The 24087-nt window shown below is 71.8% G+C and carries 22 protein-coding genes and 1 pseudogene; 20 read left to right on the top strand and 3 right to left on the bottom strand.

What is annotated here, in order from left to right; genetic code table 11:
* Positions 1-65 precede the first annotated feature (65 nt).
* The 5 genes from RB614_RS41925 (at position 66) to RB614_RS41905 (ending at position 5860) form a co-directional block, all read left to right on the top strand.
* Positions 66-752, top strand: a complete 687-nt coding sequence (locus RB614_RS41925) for a response regulator transcription factor (RefSeq protein WP_308718294.1) — start codon at positions 66-68, stop codon at positions 750-752.
* The gene (locus RB614_RS41920) at positions 749-1780 is read left to right on the top strand and encodes a HAMP domain-containing sensor histidine kinase (RefSeq protein ID WP_308718293.1); all 1032 of its coding nucleotides are present in this window, start codon (positions 749-751) and stop codon (positions 1778-1780) included. The genes RB614_RS41925 and RB614_RS41920 overlap by 4 nt, the downstream gene beginning before the upstream one ends.
* A 74-nt stretch (positions 1781-1854) precedes the next feature.
* Positions 1855-3450: a DUF4153 domain-containing protein gene (locus RB614_RS41915; RefSeq protein WP_308718292.1), complete on the top strand. Its 1596-nt coding sequence runs from the start codon at positions 1855-1857 to the stop codon at positions 3448-3450.
* A gap of 56 nt (positions 3451-3506) precedes the next feature.
* Positions 3507-4229, top strand: coding sequence for an ABC transporter ATP-binding protein (locus tag RB614_RS41910; RefSeq protein ID WP_308718313.1), 723 nt, complete (start codon positions 3507-3509; stop codon positions 4227-4229).
* The gene (locus tag RB614_RS41905) at positions 4220-5860 is read left to right on the top strand and encodes an ABC transporter permease (RefSeq protein ID WP_308718291.1); all 1641 of its coding nucleotides are present in this window, start codon (positions 4220-4222) and stop codon (positions 5858-5860) included. The genes RB614_RS41910 and RB614_RS41905 overlap by 10 nt, the downstream gene beginning before the upstream one ends.
* A gap of 2 nt (positions 5861-5862) precedes the next feature.
* Here the strand turns inward: RB614_RS41905 and RB614_RS41900 are convergent, their stop codons facing one another.
* Positions 5863-6798 carry a glutamate ABC transporter substrate-binding protein gene (locus RB614_RS41900; protein WP_308718290.1) on the bottom strand — a complete coding sequence of 312 codons (936 nt, stop codon included), beginning with the start codon at positions 6796-6798 and terminating at the stop codon, positions 5863-5865.
* Between the two features lie 175 nt (positions 6799-6973).
* Between RB614_RS41900 and RB614_RS41895 the strand changes: the two are divergent.
* The 11 genes and pseudogenes from RB614_RS41895 to RB614_RS41845 form a co-directional block, all read left to right on the top strand.
* A pseudogene (locus RB614_RS41895) lies at positions 6974-7486 on the top strand (flavin reductase family protein); the annotation flags it as partial.
* A gap of 167 nt (positions 7487-7653) precedes the next feature.
* The gene (locus RB614_RS41890) at positions 7654-8007 is read left to right on the top strand and encodes a DUF485 domain-containing protein (protein ID WP_308718289.1); all 354 of its coding nucleotides are present in this window, start codon (positions 7654-7656) and stop codon (positions 8005-8007) included.
* Complete coding sequence (locus RB614_RS41885; protein WP_308718288.1) at positions 8004-9680, top strand: solute symporter family protein; 1677 nt, start codon at positions 8004-8006, stop codon at positions 9678-9680. The genes RB614_RS41890 and RB614_RS41885 overlap by 4 nt, the downstream gene beginning before the upstream one ends.
* Positions 9681-9819: 139 nt before the next feature.
* The gene (locus tag RB614_RS41880) at positions 9820-10821 is read left to right on the top strand and encodes a UDP-glucuronic acid decarboxylase family protein (protein WP_308718287.1); all 1002 of its coding nucleotides are present in this window, start codon (positions 9820-9822) and stop codon (positions 10819-10821) included.
* 71 nt (positions 10822-10892) lie between these two features.
* Positions 10893-12128, top strand: coding sequence for an LCP family protein (locus RB614_RS41875; protein ID WP_308718286.1), 1236 nt, complete (start codon positions 10893-10895; stop codon positions 12126-12128).
* A 192-nt stretch (positions 12129-12320) separates the two neighbouring features.
* Positions 12321-13433 (top strand): LCP family protein, encoded by a 1113-nt coding sequence (locus RB614_RS41870; RefSeq protein ID WP_308718285.1) that lies wholly within the window; start codon positions 12321-12323, stop codon positions 13431-13433.
* A gap of 519 nt (positions 13434-13952) precedes the next feature.
* The gene (locus RB614_RS41865; protein WP_487379845.1) at positions 13953-14855 is read left to right on the top strand and encodes an LCP family protein; all 903 of its coding nucleotides are present in this window, start codon (positions 13953-13955) and stop codon (positions 14853-14855) included.
* Between the two features lie 13 nt (positions 14856-14868).
* Positions 14869-15204, top strand: a complete 336-nt coding sequence (locus tag RB614_RS41860) for a rhodanese-like domain-containing protein (protein WP_308718284.1) — start codon at positions 14869-14871, stop codon at positions 15202-15204.
* A gap of 93 nt (positions 15205-15297) precedes the next feature.
* The gene (locus RB614_RS41855) at positions 15298-16758 is read left to right on the top strand and encodes a sensor histidine kinase (protein ID WP_308718283.1); all 1461 of its coding nucleotides are present in this window, start codon (positions 15298-15300) and stop codon (positions 16756-16758) included.
* A 27-nt stretch (positions 16759-16785) separates the two neighbouring features.
* Entirely contained in the window at positions 16786-17238 is a 453-nt protein-coding gene (locus RB614_RS41850; protein ID WP_308718282.1) for an ATP-binding protein, read from the top strand.
* Between the two features lie 53 nt (positions 17239-17291).
* A complete protein-coding gene (locus tag RB614_RS41845; protein WP_308718281.1) occupies positions 17292-18176 on the top strand; it encodes a DUF5926 family protein in 885 nt (294 codons plus the stop codon).
* 105 nt (positions 18177-18281) lie between these two features.
* On the opposite strand, the gene RB614_RS41840 is transcribed toward RB614_RS41845, so the two are convergent.
* Positions 18282-19487, bottom strand: a complete 1206-nt coding sequence (locus RB614_RS41840) for an arginine deiminase (RefSeq protein ID WP_308718311.1) — start codon at positions 19485-19487, stop codon at positions 18282-18284.
* A 161-nt stretch (positions 19488-19648) separates the two neighbouring features.
* Between RB614_RS41840 and RB614_RS41835 the strand changes: the two genes are divergently transcribed.
* The 4 genes from RB614_RS41835 (at position 19649) to pheA (ending at position 22611) form a co-directional block, all read left to right on the top strand.
* Positions 19649-20398 carry a hypothetical protein gene (locus RB614_RS41835; protein WP_308718280.1) on the top strand — a complete coding sequence of 250 codons (750 nt, stop codon included), beginning with the start codon at positions 19649-19651 and terminating at the stop codon, positions 20396-20398.
* A gap of 110 nt (positions 20399-20508) precedes the next feature.
* Positions 20509-20967: a PAS domain-containing protein gene (locus RB614_RS41830; protein ID WP_308718279.1), complete on the top strand. Its 459-nt coding sequence runs from the start codon at positions 20509-20511 to the stop codon at positions 20965-20967.
* A gap of 120 nt (positions 20968-21087) precedes the next feature.
* The gene (locus tag RB614_RS41825; protein WP_308718278.1) at positions 21088-21651 is read left to right on the top strand and encodes a hypothetical protein; all 564 of its coding nucleotides are present in this window, start codon (positions 21088-21090) and stop codon (positions 21649-21651) included.
* Between the two features lie 9 nt (positions 21652-21660).
* Positions 21661-22611 carry a prephenate dehydratase gene (gene pheA / locus RB614_RS41820; RefSeq protein ID WP_308718277.1) on the top strand — a complete coding sequence of 317 codons (951 nt, stop codon included), beginning with the start codon at positions 21661-21663 and terminating at the stop codon, positions 22609-22611.
* Positions 22612-22856: 245 nt separating this feature from the next.
* On the opposite strand, the gene RB614_RS41815 is transcribed toward pheA, so the two are convergent.
* The coding region (locus RB614_RS41815; protein ID WP_308715508.1) for an NF041680 family putative transposase at positions 22857-24087 on the bottom strand (1231 nt) is incomplete at its 5' end.

Below are 24087 nucleotides of genomic sequence, written 5' to 3'. Positions count from 1 at the left end.
AGTCGCGAGGCAACGGTCTGGAGCACGACGGCGGACGAGCGCCGAGCGACGGAGCGTGGTAGGCGATGAGCGAGCGTCGGGTGCTGGTGGTGGAGGACGAGCGGACGATCGCCGACTCCGTCGCGGCGCGGCTGCGGGCCGAAGGGTTCACGGTGCGGATCGCGGGCGACGGGCCCGGCGCGGTGGAGGCGGCCCAGCAGATGCGGCCGGACCTCGTCGTGCTCGACGTGATGCTGCCCGGCTTCGACGGGCTGGAGGTGTGCCGGCGGATCCAGGCGGAGCGGCCGGTGCCGGTGCTGATGCTGACCGCGCGCGACGACGAGACCGACCTGATCGTCGGGCTCGCGGTGGGTGCCGACGACTACCTGACCAAGCCGTTCTCCATGCGCGAGCTCTCCGCGCGCGTACAGGCGCTGCTGCGCCGCTTCGAGCGGGCGGCCGCCGCCGCGCGGGAGGACGCGCCGACGATCCGGCTGGGCGACCTGGAGATCAACCAGGCCGAGCGGCGGGTACGGCGGGCCGGGGTGGAGGCGCACCTGACGCCGACCGAGTTCGACCTGCTGGTACACCTCGCGGGACGGCCGCGCACCGTGCTGCCCCGGGCGCAGTTGCTCGCCGACGTGTGGGGGTGGGCGGCGGCGGGCGGCACCCGTACCGTCGACAGCCATGTCAAGGCGCTGCGCCGCAAGCTCGGCGGTGACCTCATCCGCACCGTGCACGGAGTGGGATACGCACTGGAGGTGGCGCCGTGACGGCCTTGCTCGACCTGCTTCCCCGGCCGCTCGACCCGGTACGGTCGATCAAGCTCAAGCTGGGCATCCTGCTGGTCGCCTCGGGTTTCGCCGGCCTCGTGGTGTTTTGGCAGGGGATCGGGTGGATCGCCTACCGCACCTCGTTCACCGCGATCGCCGTCGCGCTGGTGACGTCGCAGATCCTGGCGCACGGCATGACGTCGCCGCTGCGGGAGATGACCGCCGCGGCGCGCTCGATGGCCCGCGGTGACTACACGCGGCGGGTGCGGGCCACATCCCGCGACGAGGTGGGCGAGCTGGCCCGGGCGTTCAACCAGATGGCCGCCGACCTGGCCGCCGCCGACCGGCAGCGGCGGGAGCTGATCGCGAACGTCTCGCACGAGCTGCGTACCCCCATCACGGCCCTGCAGAGCCTGCTGGAAAACCTGGTCGACGGCGTCGCGCAGCCCAACCCGGCCGCCCTGCGCACCGCACTGGCCCAGTCCGAACGCCTCGGCCGGCTCGTCACCGAGCTGCTCGACCTCTCCCGGCTGGACGCCGGCGTGGTGCCGCTCGACCGGGTCGACCTCGACATCGCCGACTTCCTCGACGAGGTGGTCCGGGAGGCCGCGGTGACCGCGGCCGGCGCCGGGCGCCAGGTCGACTTCCGGGTACGGGTGCCCGAGGCGGCCGGCACGGTCCAGGCGGATCCCGACCGGCTGCGGCAGGTCTTCGCCAACCTGCTCGACAACGCGGCCCGCCACAGCCCGGCCGGCGGCACGGTGCTCGTGACCGCCCGGCCGGCGGCCGACCACTGCCGGTTCGAGGTGCTCGACGAGGGCGACGGCATCCCGCGCGACCAGCGGGCCCGGGTCTTCGAGCGGTTTACCCGGGGCGAGCGGGCCGGCACTGACGGGGGCACCGGACTCGGGCTGGCGATCGCCCGGTGGGTGGTCGAGCTGCACGGTGGCACGATCGCCGCGCTCGACCCGCCGCCGGCGGCCAAGAGCGGCTGCCGCATCCGGGTCACCATCCCGACGCCCGCCTGATTTACGGCACGCGACTGCCCTTGCGCACCGCGCGGGGCCGGTGGACCCTGCCCAGAAAACCCCGAGGAGGAACGATGACCGCACAGAGCGCACCCGCTATGCGCCCGTTCATGCCGGTGTATGGCCCACGCCCGCCCACAGCACTCGAACGCCGCTGGCCGGGTCCGTCCAGACCCGCCGACGCGGTCGCGCTCGGCGCCACGGGGATGGCCGGTCTGGTGGCCGCCGCGAGCGTGCCACTGGACCGGCCGGGCGTCGGGTGGGCGGTCGCCGGGCTGGCCGGCGCGGCGGCGCTCACGGCACTGTCGCTGCGCGGCTGGGCACACCCCGCCACGCACCCCACCGCGAACGGCCGGGGCCCGGCCGTGCCGCCGGTGGTCGAGGCGGGCACCATCCGACCACTGTGGACGGTCGCGACGGTGCTGCTGCTCAGCGTCGGCACGGTACGGGCGGCCGGCTGGCTCTTCGTCCTCTGCCTGCTCACCGCCGCCGTCACCGCCTCGCTCGCGGTCACCGCCGGCCGCAGCCTCCCGGCGGTGGCGGTCACGTCGGTGGCGGTACCGGTGGCGGCCCTGCGCGGCCTGCCCTGGGTCGCCCGCGGCACGGCGATCCTGGCCCGCCGGCAGCGCGGCGGCCCGTCCGCCCGGACCGCGGCGACCATCGGCGTATCGGTGCTGCTCCTCCTGGTCTTCGGCGGCCTCTTCGCGTCGGCGGACGCGGCCTTCGCCGAGCTAGCCGGCCGGGTGACCCCGGAGTTCAGCGCCGCCACGCTGGCCCGCTGGGTGTACGTCTTCGCCTTCGCGACACTGGGCCTGCTCGGCGGCGCGTACCTGCTCGCCGCGCCGCCCCGGCTCACCGGGCTCGAGCGGCCGGCCAAGACCCGCCTGCACCGTCTGGAGTGGACACTCCCGCTGGTCGCGCTCAACGCGATCTTCCTCGCGTTCGTGGCCGTGCAGCTCACCGTGCTCTTCGGCGGCGCCGGTCACGTGCTGCGTACCGCGGGCCTCACCTACGCCGAGTACGCCCGGCGCGGCTTCTGGCAGCTCCTCGTGGTGACCGCACTGACGCTCGGCGTGCTGGCGCTGGCCGCCCGCTGGGCACCGCGCGACACCAAGCGCGACCGGCTGCTGGTCCGGGTGCTGCTCGGCGGCCTCGCCGCGCTCTGCCTGGTCATCGTGGTGTCCGCGCTCTTCCGGATGCACACGTACGAGGAGGCGTACGGCTTCACCCGCCTGCGCGTACTGGTCAGCGCCTGCGAGCTGTGGCTCGGCTCGGTGCTGGTGATGGTGCTGGCCGCCGGCGTACGGCTGCGCGCGGGCTGGCTCCCCCAGGCCGCGATCGGCAGCGGCGTGGCGGCGCTGATCGGGCTGGCCATCCTCAACCCGGACCACTTCATCGCCGACCGCAACGTGGCCCGCTACCAGGACACCGGCCGGATCGACCTGGCGTACCTGTCCGGGCTCTCCGCCGACGCCGTACCCGCGCTGGACCGGCTCCCGGCCACGCTCCGCTCCTGCGCGCTCGGCGACGTGGCCCGCGACCTGGCCGAGGATCACGACTGGCGGGGCTGGAACATCGGCGCCGACCGCGCCCGGCACGCGCTCGACGGGCAGTCCGCCGCGTCCCTCACCTGGTCGCCGGAGTGCGGTTCCCAGCGCATCCACTGGTAGCGGCTACCGTCGGTCGGGTGACGACTGGTGAGCATGCCGCGCTGGCGGTCCGGGGGATGGTCAAGCGGTTCGACGCGAAGGTCGCCGTGGCCGGCATCGACCTGGACGTGCCGGCCGGCTCGTTCTTCGGGCTGCTCGGGCCGAACGGCGCGGGCAAGACCACCACGCTCTCGATGGCGGTTGGGCTGCTGCGGCCGGACGCGGGTACGGCGTGGGTGCTCGGGCACGACGTGTGGTCCGATCCGGTGCGGGCCAAGGCGCTGCTCGGCGTGCTCCCCGACGGCGTACGGCTCTTCGACCGGCTGAGCGGCCCGGAGCTGCTGGCGTACCACGGGCTGCTCCGCGGCATGGACCCCGCCGTCGTCGACCAGCGGGCCCGCGAGCTGCTCGATGTGCTCGCGCTCGCCGACGCCGGCCGCACGCTGGTGGTCGACTACTCGGCCGGCATGAAGAAGAAGATCGGTCTGGCCTGCGCGCTGCTGCACGCGCCCCGGCTGCTGGTGCTGGACGAGCCGTTCGAGGCGGTCGACCCGGTGTCCGGCGCGCTGATCCGGGACATCCTGCACCGGTACGTGGCGGGCGGCGGCACGGTCATCTTCTCCAGCCACGTGATGGAGGTCGTGGAGCGTCTCTGCACGCACGTCGCGATCATGGCGCAGGGCACGATCAAGCGGGTCGGCACGCTCGGCGAGGTACGCGGCGACCGGTCGCTGGAGGACGTGTTCGTCGAGGTGGTCGGCGGGCGTACGGCGACCGGCGAGGAACTGGCGTGGCTGTGAGCGGTCAGCCGCCGGTGGCGCTCTTCGTCCGGCTCAAGCTGCGCGTCATGGCCAACAACATGCGTGGCAAGGGGTGGCGGATCGCGCTGTTTCTGGTCGGCCTGGCGTTCGGGCTGTGGTGGTCGGTCGCCGGCCTGCTCCTGCTCGCCGCGCCCGGCTTCACCGACGACCTCGACGCGGCCGTACTCGCCTCGGCGCTCGGCGGCGCGGTGCTCGTGGTCGGCTGGGTGCTCATGCCGCTGATCCTCTTCGGTGTGGACGAGACGCTCGACCCGGCCCGGTTCGCGCTGCTGCCGCTGCGCCGCCGCACGCTCGTCACCGGACTGCTGGCCGCCGCGATGGTCGGCATCCCGGCACTGGCCGCGCTGGTCGCGACCAGCGGCCTGGTCATCGCGGCCGCGCTGCTCGGCGGCTGGGGAGCGGCGGTCACGCAGGCCGCCGGCACGATCGCCGGGCTGGTCCTCTGCGTGGCGGCCAGCCGGGCGGTGACCAGCGCGTTCGCCACGATGCTGCGGTCCCGCAAGGTACGCGACCTGGCGGTGATCCTGCTCGCCTGCCTGGCCGCCCTGCTCGGTCCGGTGCAGATCGGCGTGACCGCCCTCCTGTCGAAAGCGGACTGGGACCGGCTGCTCGGCCCGGCCCACGTGATCGGCTGGACCCCGCTCGCGGCGCCGTACACGATGGGGGTCGACGTCGCGCAGGGGCGGGCCTGGACCGTACCCCTGAAGCTGCTCATCACCGCCGCGACGGTGGCCGCACTGCTGTGGTGGTGGTCGCGGACGATGGAGTCCGCGATGCTCGGCGCGGAGAGCGCGGGGCCGGCGAAGGCCGCGCCCACTGGCGCCTCGGCCGTGGCCCAGCTCTTCCCGCGGCGCATGCCCTGGCTGCCCCGCAACCGGTACGGCGCGCTGGTCGCCCGGGAGGCCCGCTACTGGTGGCGGGACGCGCGGCGGCGGGCCGGCCTGGTCACGTTCGCGGTAGTCGGCGTGGTCATGCCCGTGATGATCAACATCGGCTCGGGCGGGCTCTCCGGTGCCGCCTCGCCGGTCGTGGTCAGCCTGACCATGGTCTTCGTCGGGGTGCTCGGCGCGGCCACGCTCGCCAACCAGTTCGGGTACGACGGGAGCGCGTACGCGGCGAACGTGGTGGCCGGCGTACCGGGCGCGGTGGAGCTGCGGGCGCGGCTGGCGGCGTTTTCCACGTACCTCGGGCCGCTGCTGCTCGGGATCGCCGCGATGGTCGCCGCGTTCCTGCGCGAGCCGGCCTGGATCGGCGTGATGCTCGGCTCGCTCGGTGCGGCGTACGGCTCGGGGCTGGCGGTCAACCTCTTCGTCTCGCTGCACGGCGCATACGCGCTGCCCGAGACCTCCAACCCGTTCGCCGTCAACACCGGCTCGGGCGTGGCGAAGAGCCTGCTCGGCATGCTCGGCCTGATCGGCGCGGCGGCGGTGGCGATCCCGATCGTGGTGGTCACGGCGCTCGCCGGCGACGCACCGGTCTGGCTGTGGCTGGCCGCCCCGGCCGGCGTAGCGTACGGCGCGGGCGCTGCCTGGCTCGGCACCTACCTGGTCGGCGACATGCTCGACCGCCAGATGCCCGAGCTCCTCCAGGCGGTGACGCCAAACCGCTGACCTCAGTCGCGGTAGCGGGCCGGCGGGGGCGTGGGCACGTCGCCGAGCGGGGTGAGCCACTTCTGGTAGATCGCGGCCAGGCGGCCGTCGGCGCGCATCCGGTCGAGCACCCCGTTCACGAACCGGATCAGGTCTACAGTGGACTGCGACATCATGATGCCGTACGGCTCGACCCGGATCGCCGGTCCGACCACCCGGGTGGTGGGGTCCTGCGCGACGAAGCCGGCGAGCTGGGCGTCGTCGTTGGAGATCGCCTCGACCTGCCCCTGCTGGAGCAGCACCAGGCAGTCGAGCACCTCGACGGCGGAGACCGGGATCGGCCGGGCCGGCGAGGCGGCGACGTTGGCGAGGTCGGAGCTGCCCTCCGCGGCGCAGACCTTCTTGCCGCCGAGGTCCTGGATGCCGCGCACCTTCGAGTCGCCCCGCACGAGCACCCGCTGCTTCGCCTCGTAGTAAGAGGTGGAGAAGGCGACCTCGCGCCATCGCTCGCAGTTCATCGACGTGGTCCGGATGATCATGTCGACCTCGCCCGCCTTGATCGCCGGAATCCGCTCGGCGGCGGCCATCGACCGGAACCGGATCCGGTCGGGCGCGCCGAACAGCGCGCGGGAGATCTCCCTGGCGATGTCGATGTCGACGCCGACGATCTCGCCGGACGACGGGTCGCGGTAGCCGAAGAGATAGGTGGTCTGGCTGACACCGATGACGAGCTGTCCGCGGGCGGCGATCTTCGCCATCGTGGTACCGGCCGGCATGGCGCCCGGGGCCGGAAGGTCACCGCGCGGCCGGTAGCTGGCCCGCGGATCACACCCGCCCACCTCCGGCGAGCTGCTCGGCGCCGGCGCCGGATCCTTGACGCCGACCGGCCGCGGGGCGGGCAGGCTCTCCTCCACCGGCAGGGCGGCCGGCTCCGACCCGCAACCTCCGAGGAGCGCCACCACCAGCACCAACGCCCCTACCCTCGCCTTCGCGCCCGGACGGGCTGCCTTCCTGGCCGGACGCCGTTCGTTAACGGCCGGCGGACGCTCTGCCTTCATGGCCGGCAAGGTAGGAGGACGGGGTTAACGCGAGTCGTAACGCGGCATGAACGAAGATGAGGCAGTGAGCCTTCCCGAGCCTGGGGCGCGGATCCACGGCACCGACCCCTTCGCGACGCCCGGCCAGGCCCGCTCACCCGTACGCCAGCTGCGCGGCCGCCTCGCCTCGACCGTGACGCTCTGGACCGCGCCGGGTCCCGCCGGCCTCACCGTCTCGTCCACGGTCGTCGCCGGTGGGGAGCCGGGCCGGCTGCTCGGCATCGTCGACGACGAGTCCGACCTCTGGGCGGCGGCGAGCGCGGCCGGGCGGTTCGCGGTGGCGCCGCTGGCCGCCGCGCACAAGCAGCTCGCCGACCGCTTCGCCGGCATCCTGCCCGCGCCCGGCGGCCTCTTCCGCGGGGACGGCTGGACCGAGACGCCGTACGGGCCGGTCCCCGCCGACGCCGGCACCTGGGTGGGCTGCCGGCTGGACGGCGCGCGGGAGTTCGGCTGGGGGCTGCTGGTGGAGGCGACGATCGAGCAGGTCGAGGTCGGGCCGGACGAGTCCCCCTTGATCCACTTCCGGGGCCGCTACCGGGAGCTGCGCTAGACACCGGCCCGACCGGTTACCGGCGTGATCCACGTCACTCGGCGCAGGCAGACAACCGTTCGGCGCAATCGACGACCGTGATCGCGATCACGGGTTCCGCCATCCGTACCGCCCTTCTTACGGTCCTGCCGACACCCGCCTACGCCTGTGAAGGTGGTGAACTTCGCATGACGACGGATACTCCCGCTCCCGCCGCCTCGGCGTCCGAGGAGCGGTACGTCGCCGTACAGCAGTCGGAGGACTTCTCAAGGCTGCGCAAGACCCTGCGCGGCTTCATCTTTCCGATGACCGTGGCGTTCTTTCTCTGGTACGCGCTCTACGTGATCCTGTCCGCCTACGCGCGCGGCTTCATGGACACCAAGGTCGTCGGCCACATCAACGTGGCGCTCGTCTTCGGCCTGCTCCAGTTCGTGTCCACGTTCCTGATCGCGTGGCTGTACTCCCGGTTCGCGTCCCGCCAGGTCGACCCCTTGGCGGACAAGATCGCGCACGAGCTCAGCGAGAAGGGAGACGCCGAGTGAACCCCTCCGTTCTCGCGGCCGAGGCCGGTGACACCACCGCCCGTACGCTCACGATCACGCTCTTCCTGATCTTCGTGGCCATCACCCTCGCGATCACGGTGTGGGCGAGCCGCCAGACCAAGACGGCGACCGACTTCTACGCCGGCGGCCGGTCGTTCTCCGGCTTCCAGAACGGCATGGCGATCGGCGGCGACTACATGTCGGCCGCGTCGTTCCTCGGCATCGCCGGCCTCATCGCGCTGTACGGGTACGACGGCTTCCTGTACTCGATCGGCTTCCTGGTGGCGTGGCTGGTCGCGCTGCTGCTCGTCGCGGAGCTGCTGCGCAACTCGGGCAAGTACACGATGGCCGACGTGCTCGCGTTCCGGATGCGCCAGCGCCCGGTGCGTACGGCGGCCGCGGTCTCCACGATCACGGTGTCGATCTTCTACCTGATCGCCCAGATGGTCGGCGCCGGCGCGCTGGTCGCGCTGCTGCTCGGCATCCGCCCCGGCACGACCTTCCTCGGCATGGACGCGGACGCCGCCAAGGTCGCCACGATCATCCTGGTCGGCGCCCTGATGATCATCTACGTCACGGTCGGCGGGATGAAGGGCACCACGTACGTCCAGATCGTCAAGGCGTTCCTGCTCATGAGCGGCGCGGCGCTGATGACCGTGCTGGTGCTGGCGAAGTTCAACTTCAACCTCTCCTCGCTGCTCGGCGCCGCTTCCGACGCCTCCGGCAAGGGCGAGGCGTTCTTGCAGCCCGGCCTCTACTACGGCAAGGATGTCGCGGGTGACGCCACCCAGACCTTCTACAACAAGGTCGACCTCTTCTCGCTCGGCATCGCGCTGGTGCTGGGCACGGCCGGCCTGCCGCACATCCTGATCCGCTTCTACACGGTGCCCACCGCGCGGGCCGCCCGAAAGAGCGTGCTCTGGGCGATCGGCATCATCGGCACCTTCTACCTCTTCACCCTCGCCCTGGGCTTCGGTGCGGCGGCGCTGGTCGGTGGCGACGCCATCCGGGAGCAGAACGCGGCCGGCAACACCGCGGCTCCGCAGCTGGCCGAGGCGCTCGGCGTCGACTTCCTCGGCGGCGACACGGGCGGGGCGGTACTGCTCGCCGTCATCGCCGCGGTCGCCTTCGCCACGATCCTGGCGGTGGTGGCCGGCCTGACCCTGGCGTCGTCGTCGAGCCTCGCGCACGACTTCTACGCCAACGTGATCAAGAAGGGCGAGACCTCGGAGAAGCAGGAGGTGAACGTGGCTCGGATCGCCGCGTTCGCCATCGGCGCGGTCTCGATCGTGCTGGCCCTGTTCGCGCAGAGCCTCAACGTGGCCTTCCTGGTCGCGCTGGCGTTCGCGGTCGCCGCCTCCGGCAACCTGCCGGCCATCCTGTACAGCCTCTTCTGGAAGCGGTTCAACACCTCGGGCGCCACCTGGGCGATCTACGGCGGTCTGGTCGCTGCTGTCGTACTCGTGTTCTTCTCGCCGGTCGTGTCCGGAACCGAGACCTCGATGTTCAAGAACTCCGACTGGCAGTGGTTCCCGCTGAGCAACCCCGGCATCATCTCGATCCCGTTCGGTTTCCTCTGCGGCTGGATCGGCACGTTGCTCTCGAAGGAGTCGGACGAACAGAAATACGCCGAGTTGGAGGTGCGCTCCCTCACCGGTGCGGGCGCGCACTGACCGCCGGCGCCAGACGGACCCGCGTGGCCTGCCCACAGCCGCGCGGGTCCGTCCCGTCCGACCCGGTTCGAGGGTTCCGCCGCTCCCGGCCGGGTATCTGGGCACTAGGCGGTGCGTATCAATCGGTAGGCTTGCGCTCATGGTCGTAGTCCCGCGATTCGGAGCAGGTCACCGCGTCCTCGTCACCGGGGGTGCGGGGTTTGTCCCGTCGCACCTGGTCGATGCGCTGCTCGCGCGCGGCTGCACGGTGGTGGCGGTCGACAACTTCGTGACCGGGACCAAGGACAACGTGGCCCACCTCGCCGAGCACCCGGGCTTCGCGCTTGTCGAGTTCGACGTGGCCGACGGGCTGCCCGAGCACCACCCGGCGCTCACCCAGCGCTTCGACGCGATCTTGCACATGGCGTCGCCGGCGAGCCCCACCGACTTCGCCACGCTGCCGATCGAGATCCTCCGGGTCGGCTCCCAGGCCACCCTGCACCTGCTCGACCGCGCCCACCGCGACGGCGCCCGGTTCATCCTCGCCTCCACCTCCGAGGCGTATGGCGACCCCAAGGTCCACCCCCAGCCCGAGTCGTACTGGGGAAACGTCAACCCGGTCGGCGTGCGCAGCGTCTACGACGAGTCCAAGCGCTTCGCCGAGGCGGCCACGATGGCCTACCACCGGCACCACGGCGTCGACGTGGGCATCGTGCGGATCTTCAACACGTACGGGCCGCGGATGCGCCCGGACGACGGGCGGGCGGTGCCGACCTTCATCACCCAGGCGCTGCGCGGCGAGCCGATCACGCTGCACGGCAACGGCAGCCAGACCCGCTCCATCTGCTACGTCAACGACCTGGTCAACGGCATCCTGCTGCTCCTCGACTCGATCGAGACCGGGCCGATCAACTGCGGCACCGAAGACGAGTTCTCGATGCGCGAGCTCGCCGAGCTGATCATCCAGCTGACCGGCAGCGAGTCCATGATCACGTACCTGCCGCGCACCGCCGACGACCCGGAGATGCGCCGCCCCGACCTGACGCTCGCCCGCACCCGCCTCGGCTTCGCCCCCCGAGTGGGAGTCGAGGAGGGGCTGCGCCGCACGATCGAGCACTTCGCCCAGCGGATCGGCAAGCTCAGCGCTCAGCGGGTGGGCTGACACTCCCGGGTTTGTGCCGCCTCGGCGTCGCCTGAAAGGCGGACGCGCATTCCCGACCTACCCTGAATTACATGACAGCGACCAGGTCTTCCCACGGCGGCAGTTCCGGCCGGGCGTCCGTACCGGGCACGAAGCAGCCCGATTCAGGGCGAATCTCCGGCCGTGCCCACGTGCCCGGCACGGCCGCGCCTGGGCGGCCACCGGCCCGCTCGGGGGGATACGGCGGCCGCGGGCCCGGCGGCCCGGGTGGCCCCGGTGGGCCGGGCGGTCCGGTCTACCCCGGTGGCCGCCGCCCCCGCCTACGGCCCCGCTGGGGACGCATCGCGCTGGTCGCCGGCATCGCGGTCCTCGTGCTCGGCCTGCTCGGCGGCGCGGGCCTGTGGGCGTACGTCAACGGGCTCGACGACGACCTGGCGCGCACCGACCCGTTCTCCGAGATCACCGGTGGCCGGCCGGCCAAGACGGTCGACGGCACGCTCAACATCCTGATGGTCGGCAGCGACTCCCGCGACCCGGACGCCAAGGTCGACACGGGTAGCGAGTGGCGCGCCGACACGATCATCCTGATGCACATCCCGGCCAGCCACGACAAGGCGTACCTGGTCTCGATGCCCCGCGACCTCTACGTGCCCATCCCGGAGAAGGCCAGCGCCGAGTGCGGCAGCGGCCAGCGCGCGAAGATCAACGCGGCCTTCGCGTTCGGCGGGCTCCCCCTGGCGGTACGCACGGTGGAGTGCTTCACCGACGTACACATCGACCACGTGATGGCGATCGACTTCGGCGGCTTCAAGGAGGTCACCGACGCGCTCGGCGGCGTCGACCTCAACGTGGAACGCACTGTCACCTCGATCCACAAGCCCTACCGGACCTTCCACAAGGGCGTCCAGCACATGAACGGCGACCAGGCGCTCGACTGGGTCCGCCAGCGCAAGCAGTTCCCGGACGGCGACTTCGCCCGGGTGCGGCACCAGCAGGAGTTCCTGAAGGCGCTGATGGACAAGGCGGTGAGCACCGGCACGCTGACCAACCCGAAGAAGCTCAACTCGTTCCTCAAGGCGACGACCGACGCGGTGACGGTGGACGAGGGATTCTCGCTCGTCGACATGGCCCTCCAGTTCCGCAGCCTGCGCGGCGACAGCCTCCAGTTCTTCACCAGCCCGCACAAGGGCAGCGAGACCATCAACGGCGAGTCGGTGGTGATCTCCGACAAGGAGAAAGCCCTGGCCATGTACCAGGCGATGGGCGCTGACAAGATGGACGAGTGGGCGGCGGCCAACGCGTCGCCGGCACCCAAGCAGGGTAGTTGATCGACAACCTTCGGTGGCGTAGTCGGAAGTTTCCGGCTGCGCCATCTGCTGTTAACCTTCTATCTCTCGGGTGGATGTATCTTGCCCGCTGGACCTGACCCCGGCGATCGGACCCCAAGAATGCAGGTTGAGCGCGGCCAGAGGCGCCCCGGGACGGACGTCACCACCCCGCGCAAACGCCGGCGGGATCCGTTGTGGGCACGCCTGACGGTCATCTTCGGCGCGGTCCTCATGATGCTCAGCGGCACCGCGATCGTGGGCGCCCGCGTGGTCATCGGCAACGCCACGTCCAGCATCGAGACCACCAACCTGCTCGGCGGCGCCGCTGCGGCGGCCGGCCAGCCCGGTGGCAACAACATCAAGGGCGCGGTCAACCTGCTGCTGGTCGGCATCGACGCCCGGCCCAAGGGCAGCTCCGAGACGAGCGTGCTGGCCGACACCATCGTCGTGCTGCACATCCCCGCCTCGCACGACCAGGCCTACCTGGTCTCCATCCCGCGCGACTGGCGAGTGCAGATCCCCGCGTACCCGAAGACCGGCTACGGCGGCTCGACCGAAAAGATCAACTCCGCCTTCTCGTACGGCTACCAGGGCAACGGCACAGAGCTGGAAAAGCGGGCCCGCGGCGTCGACTCGCTCGCCCAGACCATCCACACGCTCACCGGCATCAAGTTCAACGGCGCCGCGATCATCGACTTCGCCGGCTTCGAGTCGGTGGTCAAGACGCTCGGCGGCGTCAACATGTGCGTCGACGAGCGCGCCGAGTCGATCCACCTGGGCATCGACAAGAAGGGCAAGATCTACAAGCTCTGGTACAAGGAGGGCGTCGGCATCCAGGACCTGCCGCCGGGCGCCAAGCCGGTCGTACACGAGAAGGGCTGCCGCCGGATGTCCGCCGAGCTGGCCCTCGACTACGCCCGTATCCGCAAGAGCCTCTCCGACGGCGACTACGGCCGGCAGCGCCACCAGCAGCAGCTCATCAAGGCCATCGCCAAGGAGGCCACGAGCAAGGGCGTGATCACCAACCCGCTCAAGCTCAACGACGTCATCAAGGCGGCGGGCAAGGCCTTCGTGCTCGACACCCAGGGCATCCCGGTCGAGGACTTCATCTTCACCCTGCGCGGCGTGGCCGCCAACGACCTCGTGCTGATCAAGACCAACGCCGGCAAGTTCAACACGCAGAAGGTCAACGGCCAGGAGTTCGAGCAGCTCAGCGACGAGTCGCTACAGATGCTCGCCGCGGTCCGCGACGGTCGCCTGGCCAGCTTCGTGATCAGCAACCCCCAGTTCATCGCCAAGACCTGAGCGGCTTTCGGCTCGCGGGTTTCGCGCTGTCGCCGGGCCCCGAGGGTGCGTGCGCGGAGCTCTCGAGCTGCACGCACAAACGGGGCACCCGCCCGGGCCCCCGCCCGACCCGGTGCCGCCTCAGCGTGCCCGTCCCAGCGGGTCCGGGGCGTCCCGCCGGAGGCGAGGACGGCCGCGCGTCTCAAGACCCGCGCAGAAACCAGGTTTCTGCTGCTAAAACCCGCAGCGGTTACAGCAGAAACCTGGTTTCTGCTGTAACCCGTGTATCGCGGCGGGCGAAGCGGCGTGGGGTTACGGAACCGCGCGGGGCCAGGGCTTCCGGCCCTGCGGCGTGGGCCTGGCGGAATCGGCACCCTCTCCACAAATCGGACCTAGCCTGGGGTTACGAGACCACCGCCGGGTCTGGGAGGAACGACGTCCACGATCGAACAGGAAGCCGCAGCGCCCGAGTCACCGGGGCGGCCGCCGGCTCCTCGCTGGGCGAAGATCGCCATCGCCATCGGGCTCGCGCTGGTCCTGGTGTCCGCGGCCGGCGTGTTGGGGCTGCGCGCGCTGGTGGCGCGGTACGAGCGCTCGGTGGCCCAGGAGCGGCTGCTCGACGAGGCGGCCCGCCAGCGCCGGACGGCGGTGAGCGGCCCGCTCAACTACCTCATCATCGGCTCTGACCTGCGCGCGAACGATCCGGAGGGCGGGCAGCGCGCGGACACCATCGTGATCGCGCACGTACCGGCGGGGCTGGGCCAGGCGTACCTCGTCTCGATCCCGCGCGACCTGCGGGTGGAGATCCCGGGGTACGGCACCGACAAGATCAACGCGGCCTTCGCGTACGGGCGGGCGCCGCTGCTCTCCGCCGCCGTCACCGGGCTGACCGGCGTCAATTTCGACGGGGCCGCGATCATCGACTTCTCCGGCTTTCAGCACGTGGTGGACCTGCTCGGCGGGGTGACCATGTGCGTCGACACGCCCACGCGCTCGATCCATACCGGCCGGGTCTTCACCGCGGGCTGCCACCAGATGAGCGGGGCGATCGCCCTCGACTACGCCCGCCAGCGGTACGACCTGCCGGCCGGGGACTTCGACCGGCAGCGGCACCACCAGCAACTGCTCAAGGCCATCCTGGCGAAGGCGTCCGGCAGCGGCCTCGCCACCAACCCGCTCAAGCTGGACCAGCTCATCCGGGCGGTCGGGTCGTCGCTGACCGTAGACACCAACGGTGTACCGCTGCAGGATTTGATCTTCGCGATGCGCGGCCTGCGCGCGGGCGACCTGGTCGGGCTCCAGGTCCCCGCCCACGCCGAGACGATCGGCGGCACCTCCTACGCGCTGCTGGACGACCCGGCCCCGGACCTCTTCGCGGCCGTGTCGAACGCCGAGGTCGCCGCATGGGCCACCGCCAACCCGAAGTGGATCAACAAACTGTAGCTAAGGTTGCCATGTGTTCGGACCTCACATTCCCACCGTGACCACGGCGGAGATCCCCGCCAACGCATACCTGCTCGACGTGCGTGAGCCTGACGAGTGGGCGGCCGGCCACGCTCCGGGCGCCCACCACGTGCCCATGATGGACATCCCCGTCCGCCTCTCCGAGCTGCCGACCGAGCGCGACATCGTGGTGGTGTGCCGCTCCGGCGGGCGCTCCGGCCAGGTGGTCGCCTACCTGCTCGGCAACGGCTGGGAAAACGTGAGCAACCTGGACGGCGGCATGCAGGACTGGGCCGCCACCGGGCGCGAGCTGGTGAGCGAAGACGGCCAGCAGGCCCGCGTGCTGTAGCACCCCGCGCCGCCGAAACCGGGACGGACACCCGGTGGGATGCGGAAAGCCCGGAGATAGCGAAATGGGAGTCCCACAGGGCAGACTCGGGACATGCCGGAGAGCCCTGACTACGCCGCTCTGATCGCCGGCCAGGCAGTCGTCATCGAGATGACCAACTCCGGCGTCTCCGGGCTGCCAGTGGTCGGCCACCTGCTCGGCCTCGGCCAGCGGGCGCTGCACGCCGACGGCATGACCTTCGTGGAGTACGGGCCGGCCGGCGGGCGGGTGGTCGCGGCGAGCGGCGCCACCGACTGGACGCTGGGGCGCCCGGTCGACCCCGGCGCCCCGGCAAATGCCCGGCTGCTGGCCGGCCCGCACACCAGCGAGCTGCCGGCGACGGCGTTCGAGGCGGCCTTCACGCACCAGCTGCGTTCCCGCGGGCTGCACCGCGCGATGCACGCGCGCACCGAGATCGGCGGCGCGACGATCGGCAGCCTGTTCGCCTACTTCGCCGACGCCGGGGGTGCCGCCACCGCCGAGCACCACTCGCTGATGACCTACCTGGCCAGCTGCATCGCCCACCTCTACGGCGACCAGGCCGGCCTCCCCGTGCACGGCAACGGCCCGGTGGTCGCCGCGCTCGCCGACGGTCTCGCGGTGATCGACCGTGACCTGCGCGTCCGGCTGTGGAACCCGGCGGCCGAGCAGGTCACCGGCTTTCCGGCGGAAAAGACGCTCGGCGAGCGGCTGCCGTTTCCGGTGCCCGCGCCCGGCCAGGTGCTCGACCACCGGCTCGACGACGGCCGCTGGCTCAAGGTCACCGCAGGCGAGCTCCCGGGCACCCACGAGTCGCGGGTGGTCACTTTTCGTGACACCACGGACCAATACCGGCGCGACCACGACCGCGACCTCTTCGTCGCCGTGACCAGCCACGAGCTCCGCACGCCGGTCACCGTCATCAAGGGGTACGCGGACACGCTCAGTAACCACTGGGAGTCCCTCTCGGAGCTCGACCGGCTGGAGGCGGCTCGCGTGATCGGGCTGCGGGCCGGCGAGCTGGCCCGCCTCGTCGACCGGCTCCTCGCCGCGGCCAACGACGGCGGTCAGGTGGGTGGTGCCCCGCCCGCGCCGTTCGACCTCGTGGACGCCCTGCGCACGGCGTCCGGCGCCCTCCCTGCGGACCTGCGCCGGCGCCTCACCCTGGCCCTCCCCGACGACCTGCCCAAGGCGTTCGGCGACCGGGCCAGCATGACCACCGTCCTCACCGAGCTCGCCACCAACGCGGAGAAGTACTCGAATCCCGGCACGGTCGTGGAGGTGACCGCCGAGGTGGAGGAGCGCACTGTGGTCTTCCGGGTTAGCGACCGCGGCATCGGGGTACGACCGGAGCACGTCGAGCGGGCGTTCGACCGGTTTTGGCAGGGCGAGCAGGGAGACCGGAGGAGGTATCCGGGGACCGGTTTGGGTCTCTATCTCGTTAGAAGGATTGTCGAGCGACAAAACGGGTGGGTCTCCCTCCGTCCCCGCGAAGGGGGCGGTACCGTCGCAGAGGTGCGACTCCCGCGCGGATAGGTGAGGGCAGGAGGCACGATGGTCTCGATGGCAGTGGCCGAACGAGCCTGGTGTGTAGTCATCCCGCACCATCCCCGTGGAGCCCGCATCGCCCGGCAGCGCCTCACCACCGAGCTGCACGCCGCCGTCCACCCCACCCTCCTCGCCGACGCCGTCGCCGTGCTGGCCGAGCTCGTCGGCAATGCCGTGCGCCACGCGAGCCCGCTGCCCGGCGAGGTGATCCGGGTGGCCTGGCGGCTGCGTCCGGCCGGTTCGGACGCCGAGACCGACCGTGACACGGTGGAGGTGCGGGTCACCGACGGCGGCGCGATCGAGCAGCCGCGCGTCCGTACCATCGCGACGGACGCGGTCGACGGGCGCGGGCTGAGCATCGTGGCCGCCCTCTCCGACCGATGGGGCGTCGACCGCGACGGCCTCGGGCAGAGTGTCTGGGCGGAGCTGTCCGGCACCTTCGACCACGAACGGCGGGAAAGTCCGTGATCGGCCGCGCCTTCGCCCCCGCGCCGGGCGGCTAGAGCCTAGGCTGGAACGCCGTGAGCAAGCGTCGAAAGAACTCCCGGTCCGCCGAGGCGGCGCCGAAGCGCCAAAAGCTGCGCGACGTCTTCGTACCCCGCCCCTTCGAGGGCCTGGCCGACGAGGCCGAGTGGATCGCGCTGCGCGAGCTGGTCCCGGCCGCGTCGGCGCCCCTGCAGCTCACCCCCGAGCTGGTCAAGAAGTACGGCGAGCGATCCGTCACCCTGGCCACGGTGCTGCCGATGGCATGGCCGGCGATGACCAAGCCGGACGGCCGGGTCTTCGTCGGTCTCCAGCGCCACGTGCAGTCCGGCGACATCTCGCGCGACCTCGCCGTCGCCCTGCTCTCCGCGCTGGAGACCGAGCCGGGCGGCACCGTGGCCGTGCCGGCCCTCCCCGGTGAGGGCCCCCGCCTCCAGGACGTCCTGCTCGACGGCGCGCTCGACGTGACCATGCACGACACGTTCGAGTTCTGGCTGGACGCCGATGCGGCCGACGACCCCAACGTCAAGGCCTCGCTGGAGCGGGCCAACGCGTCGATCTACCCGACCGTGCGGCTGGCCGCGGCCAAGGCGGCGTACTGGTGCCGGGTGCCTGAGAAGGGGCACGTGCGCTGGGTGCTGCCGGACGACGAGGACGCCGCTCTCAACGCCCTCGCCCGGCTCGCCGGCGCGGGCGAGCTGCTGCTCGGCGACGGCACCAAGTTCGCCGGCATGTTTCGCGCGCACGGCCGGCTGGTGCCGGTGTGGGACATCCCGCGCGAGCCGGAGGCGGCCGAGTGGGAGGCGCCGGTGGCCGACTTCGCCAAGCGGTACGCCGACGCGCTCGCCGACGGCGGCGAGCTCGACTCAGCCGCCCGCCGCGCCAAGCAGGGCCTGCTCGGCCGCCAGCTCACGCTGCGCTGAGCCCGCCCTTCGCTTGTCGATCAGGGACTTTGTGGGGCGGCGCGGCGCGCGCCACGCCTACGAAGTCCCTGATCGACGCGGGCGCGCCGGGCGAGACGCCCACGGTTAGCTGGGTTTCAGGGGGTCGCGGACCATCGGGCAGGACATGCACCTCGGGCCACCGCGGCCGGAGCCCAGCTCGGACCCCGGGATCGGGATCACCTCGATACCGGCCCGTTCGAGCTGGGCGTTGGTCTCCACGTTGCGCTCGTACGCGACGCAGAGGCGGGGCTCGATCGCGAGCGTGTTGTTGCCGTCGTCCCACTGCTCCCGTTCGGCGGTCACCGGGTCGAGCCCCGTGTCGATGACCCGGAGCGCGTCGAGGTCCATCGCGTCGGCCGCCGCCCGCAGGAACGGCGCCGGGCCGTCCACCTGCGGCTCGCCGTCCTCGCCGGCCACCACCGTGTACGCCACGAGGGCGCCGGCCACGTTCGGGTACATCAGCACGGCGTCGACGTCGACCATCGTCACGATCGTGTCGAGGTGCATGGTGGCCCGCTCCTGTGCGATCGGTACGACCAGGATGGTGTGCGCGAGCCCCTCCGCGAAGACCTTGCGGGCCAGCCGCTCGGCGCCGGCCGGCGTGGTCCGCTCCCCCACGCCGACCGCCAGTACGCCCGGCGCCAGGAGCAGGACGTCGCCACCCTCCACCGGTTCGAGGGTGGGCTCGTACACGAGCTGGGTGCCGGCGAAGCGCGGGTGGTGCCGGTAGATCGTGTGCAGCAGGGTGGTCTCCCGGCGCCGGGCCGGCATCGCGAGGCTGCTGACTGCGGCCCGGTCTCGCACCCAGGCCGAGGAGTCGCGGGTGAAGAGCAGGTTGGGCAGCGGGTCGATGATGAAGTCGTGCTGGTCCATCAGCGTGTAGACCAGCCCGCCGGGCCGGCCGCGCAGCTCTTCGTGGGCGAGCCCGGCGGTGAGCACATCGGACAGCCCGGCCGGGTCCAGGTAGCTCAGGTGGTCGGCCACCCGCCGGCGCAGGGTGTCGCCCAGCCGCGGGTCGGCGAGCACGAGCCCGGCCAGTTCGGCCCGCGCCTCGTCGATCGCGAGGGTCTCGGCGAGCACCGCGCTCAGGTACAGGACCTCCACTCCCCGGTCGCGCAGGGCGGCGGCGAAGGCGTCGTGCTCCTCCTGCGCCCGGCCCACCCAGGGGATCGCGTCGAAGAGGAGCGAGTCACTGTTTCGCGGGGTCAACCGCGCCAGCTCGGGCCCCGGACGGTGGAGGAGCACTGTGACGAGTCTTCCAACCTCGCTGTCCACGTAATGGGCCACAATGGTCAGCGTAGCCAGTCAGGTAGCACCATCTGACAAAAGAGGCGGGTCGTGAATGCGGCATTCATCCCCACTCATTCCCTGGTCACTCCTTCTTGAGTACCCGCTCAACCACGTACCGTAGTGAAACCACAACTAGAGAGACCTTTTGCCGGAGGTCCGTGATGGCCGTCTTCCCCGCGCGTCGCGCTGTCCCCCCGCAGCGGGCGCTTCCCCCAGCTGGCCAGTCCCCGACAGGAGACGGCCAGCCAGCGCTCCTCGAAGCGGTTCGACCAACCCCCCTGGAGTGGGCCCGCAGGCGGCGTGCCGAGCGTGACGCGCGGCGCGTTGAGGCCGCCGGTGCCCGCGCGCTCACCCGCCTCGACCACCTCGGCCCGGCGTGGCACGTGGTCGACTGGCCGCGCAGCGACGTACCCGCCGCACTGCTCGACATCGAGGGCCGCGCTCGCGACGAGCGGGCCGGCTTCCTGGCGATCGGGCCGAGCGGCGTCTTCGCCGTCACCGTCGCCGACCACGGCCGCGCGCGCGTGATGATCGCCGGCGACGTGGTGCAGATCAACGGCAAGCGCCCGGCGTACTTCGCGGAGGCGCGCCGCGACGCCAAGCGCGCCAGCAAGGCGCTCTCCGCCGTGGTCGGCCTCACCGTGCCGGTCACCCCCGTGCTGACCTTTGTCGGATCGGGACAGATCAGCGTGTACGGGCTGCCGAAGGATTGCCTCGTGGCGACCCATCGCGAGCTCGACCGCCTGCTCGTGGCCGGTGGGCAGAAGATCACGCCCGCCACGGCGGAAAAGCTTTCCCAGGTGGCTCGCCACCCGTCCACCTGGCTCAACGCTCCGTACCGGTCGGCCGCCAACTACCGGTGGTACGAGGAGGGCCGAACGGCCGCTGACAAGAGGAGTGCCCGCCGGTAGCGTCCCAGCCAGCCGTACCGGACAAACCCGCCGGAAGGATCCGGGTCGGCGTTCGGCGCCGAAGCCGGTTAGCGTAGCGGGTGACCGGCGGAGTGTATTGGAGGCGCGGGGTGGCGCACGTCGAACTCTCCATTTCGGAAGCGTTCGTGCCGGAAGCTCGCCCGACAATGCAGCCGGAGCTGCTCGGCAGCCTCGATCTGTGGACGCCCACGGTCGCCGCGGCCGGCGAGCCGTGCATGCTGATCGACGCCGAGATGGCGATCGTGGCGATCTCCGAGTCGGCCTGCCAGCTGCTCGGCCTGGGCAGCCCGATCGACGCCGTGGGGGAGAGCCTGCTCGAGGGGGTGCTCCGCCTCGTCGACTTCACCCAGGCGCGCACCGAGCTGCCCGACATCGAGATCGAAAAGATCCCGCCGCTGCTCGCCATCTCGTCCGGCCGGCTGGCGCGGGGCCTCCTGCGGGTCCAGTCCGGCGGCGAGGGCGAGGCGGCCACCGTCGACGCGATCGCCACACCGTTGCACGACGAGGGTGAGGTCTCGGGCTCGCTCACGTTCTTCTGCGAGGTGTGAGAGCCTAGGGCCGGTCTCCTGGATCTCCGTGGAGCGAGGCGCGGCCCGGGGAGACAGGCCCTAGGATGGACCCGGCCACTTCGGCCGTCCAACGACGCTCGTTGATGTTCGAGGAGCCGCGTGCCTGCCCACGCCCGCGCCGCCCGCAGCGGCGCCGCCGTGCTGATCGCCGCCGCACGGGCCGGTGCCGCCGCGATCGCGGTCGCCGCCCTGGCCACCGCCTGCGGCGTGCCGCCCGAGCTGCGCGACCCGCCCGGCAGCGTGGTCCCCTCGCCGAAGACCGCTCCGCCCACCGACTCCCCTCCGCCGGTCGCCTCCGACCTGCCGCCGACGGGCGGGCCCAGCGCCACGCCCACGTTCGGCGAGGACAGCGCGGTGCTCTGCCACGGCCGGCCGAGCGGGGCACAGGTGATGGCGCTGCTGCGAAGCACCGCCGGCCTGCTGCCCAGGGGCGAGAGCGCGGAGATCCGGTCGGACACCCCGCTCTGCGCCGGCACCTGGCAGTACAGCGTGATCGTCGTCCGCGACCGCGACCCGTTGATGGTGGTGACCCGGGGCGCGCCCGGTGCGCTGACGCTCGTCACCGCCGGCACCAACGTCTGCAACATCCCGGTGCGCACCAGCGCCCCGGAAGGCATCCGCACTGTGGCGTGCGAGGCCGGCCCCGCTCCCGGCACTGTCTAGGCTGGTGGTATGCCTGGCGTGCCACCCACCCACTTCGTGTTCCTCGGTCCCGAGGCCACGTTCACCGAGCAGGCGCTGCTCACCCTGCCGGCCGCCGCGCGCGGCACCCGTACGGCGGCGCGCAGCGTGCCCGAGGCGCTCGACGCGGTCCGGGCCGGCGAGGCGGACGCGGCGCTCGTACCGATGGAGAACTCGATCGGCGGCGCGGTCGGCGTCACGCTCGACGAGCTGATCGACGGCGCGCCGCTGATGATCACCCGCGAGGTGGTGATACCGGTCGAGTTCGTGATCGGGGCGCGCGGGCCGGTGGCGTTCGAACAGATCCGCACCGTCGCCGCCCACCCGCAGGCCTCCGCGCAGTGCCGGGGCTGGCTGCGGGCACACCTGCCCGAGGCCACCGTGGTCGACGTGCTCTCCAACTCGGCCGCCGCGATCGCCGCCGCCGAGGGGGAGTACGACGCCGCGATCTGCGCGCCGATCGGGGCCGACCGCTACCGGCTGGCCCTGCTCGCCGAGAAGATCTCGGACCATCCGGACGCGGTCACCCGGTTTATCCTGGTGTCCCGCCCGTCCGCGCCGCCCGCGGCTACCGGCGACGACGTCACGTCGTTCGCGGTCTTCATCTCGCACGACCGGGTGGGTGCACTGCTCGCCGTGCTCATGGAGCTAGCCGTGCGGGGGGTCAACCTCACCCGCATCGAGTCCCGCCCCACCGGCGAGCGGCTCGGGCGATACGCGTTCTTCCTCGACTGCACCGGGCACGTCTCCGACGACCGCCTGGGCGAGGCGCTGCAGGGGCTGCGCCGGATCTGCGCCGACGTCCGCTTCCTGGGCTCGTATCCCCGGCATCGCGCGGTCGAGGGCGACCAGCCGATCCCCGCGCCGGCCAGACTCTCCGATGTGGACTATGCCGACGCGGCCGCGTGGCTGGCCCGCGTCCGGGCCGGCGACCTGAGCTAGGGCCTGTATCAAAGAGTTTGTCGGTGCGAGCCGGAGTCCAGGCGGCGTCAGGTGGTGGCGGGCGCAAGGTCTCATACCGGGCGTGAGCGAGCTTGCGAGCGAACCATCAGGCGCAGTGATGGACACACCACGAAGGCCGCACCATCAGACGGCCGTTGTATGCGGCCTTACGCCCGGCGCCGCATGGCGCCGCCTGGGCCCGGCGCAGCCCGGCAAGGAATTTGATACAGGCCCTAGCTTGATCTTTAACCTGTGTGGTGGCGTCGGGGATTGGTTGATTTCTTCGTCTTGGGTTTCGGTTTCCCGGCTTCGCCGGTGGTGGCGGTGTGTACGTCGTAGCGGCGGGTGGGTTGGTCGTTGCGGCGGCCGGGTGGCCGGCCGGGTCCTGGCCGGGCGGGTTTCGGTGCGCTGGCGGGGCAGGCGAGGTTCGTGCGTAGGTGCCGAAACCCGCGCCGGACACGGGCGGGGGTGAGGCGTTCGGGCGGTGCGGGTTGTTCCCATGGGCGGCGCAGGTCGACGGCGAGGGGACGGGCTAGCCGTAGTTGGGTGTAGGCGGCGATGGTCAGCCAGGTCCAGCGGTCGGCGGCTTGTGGGGTGCGTAGTCTGGGCGTGGTCCAGCCGAGGGTCTGTTTGAACAGCCGGAACATGTGCTCGATGTCGAAACGGCGTAGGAACGCCTGCCAGAGCAGGTCCACGGTGACCGGGTCCGGGTCGTGGCCGGGACCGCCGCGCGACCACCACAGCCAGACTGGTTTGGCGGTAGCGCCGGAGGGCAGCCGGGTCACGTCGAGGCGGATCACCGTGCCGTGCAGGATCGGTAGGACGGGACAGTCGGCCCAGGCGGCGCGGCGGGTCAGCTTCGGGTGCAGCCGGTACCAGGCCCGGGCGGTCGCGGTGCCGTAGAGGCGGGTCTGGGTCGTGGTGGTCACGTCGGGCTCGCCCCAGCTGGCCGGGTCGGCGAAGCCGAACTCACGGCCGTGACGCAGCGGCCGGCCGGGGGTACCCGGCAGGCGCACCGGTGCCGGGCGGCGCAGCACCCGGTCCGACCGCATCCGCGCCAGGACCTGAACCGGCAGATCCCGCAACAGCCAAGCCAGCCGGGCCGCGTCGTAGCCGGCGTCGACCACCAGCCACATGTCGAGGTCACCGACACGCCACTGTCCGGCGTCGATGAGCCGGGTCACCACGTCGCGTACCTGAGCAGCGGTGACCACGGCCAGATCCGCGCCCGGCGCGAGCCGGATCATGTCCAGCGGCGCGGTCCATGAGGTGCGCCCAGTCTCCAGCGCGGCCACGAACGAGTACGGCCAGCCCGGGATCATGATGTGCTGATCCTTGCCCCGCCCGTAGGTATGACACAGCATCCGCTCCGGCGACGTGTGTGCTTCCGGACGCAGCCAACTGGTGACATCGGCCGCCAACACGATCCGGCCGTCGGCCGCACGCGGCACCGGCACGCCGGCCAACGCCCGACGA

It is taken from the genome of Phytohabitans maris, assembly GCF_031085175.1.
GTDB lineage: Bacteria > Actinomycetota > Actinomycetes > Mycobacteriales > Micromonosporaceae > Phytohabitans > Phytohabitans maris.
This window is presented reverse-complemented; position numbering and strand designations above follow the sequence as displayed.

Bases quoted from the DNA above. Each gene is read 5' to 3' on its own strand.
- RB614_RS41925 (WP_308718294.1), top strand. From the start codon at position 66: ATGAGCGAGCGTCGGGTGCTGGTGGTGGAGGACGAGCGGACGATCGCC.
- RB614_RS41915 (WP_308718292.1), top strand. From the start codon at position 1,855: ATGACCGCACAGAGCGCACCCGCTATGCGCCCGTTCATGCCGGTGTAT.
- RB614_RS41910 (WP_308718313.1), top strand. From the start codon at position 3,507: ATGGTCAAGCGGTTCGACGCGAAGGTCGCCGTGGCCGGCATCGACCTG.
- RB614_RS41890 (WP_308718289.1), top strand. From the start codon at position 7,654: ATGACGACGGATACTCCCGCTCCCGCCGCCTCGGCGTCCGAGGAGCGG.
- RB614_RS41880 (WP_308718287.1), top strand. From the start codon at position 9,820: ATGGTCGTAGTCCCGCGATTCGGAGCAGGTCACCGCGTCCTCGTCACC.
- RB614_RS41875 (WP_308718286.1), top strand. From the start codon at position 10,893: ATGACAGCGACCAGGTCTTCCCACGGCGGCAGTTCCGGCCGGGCGTCC.
- RB614_RS41855 (WP_308718283.1), top strand. From the start codon at position 15,298: ATGCCGGAGAGCCCTGACTACGCCGCTCTGATCGCCGGCCAGGCAGTC.
- RB614_RS41850 (WP_308718282.1), top strand. From the start codon at position 16,786: ATGGCAGTGGCCGAACGAGCCTGGTGTGTAGTCATCCCGCACCATCCC.
- RB614_RS41835 (WP_308718280.1), top strand. From the start codon at position 19,649: ATGGCCGTCTTCCCCGCGCGTCGCGCTGTCCCCCCGCAGCGGGCGCTT.
- pheA (WP_308718277.1), top strand. From the start codon at position 21,661: ATGCCTGGCGTGCCACCCACCCACTTCGTGTTCCTCGGTCCCGAGGCC.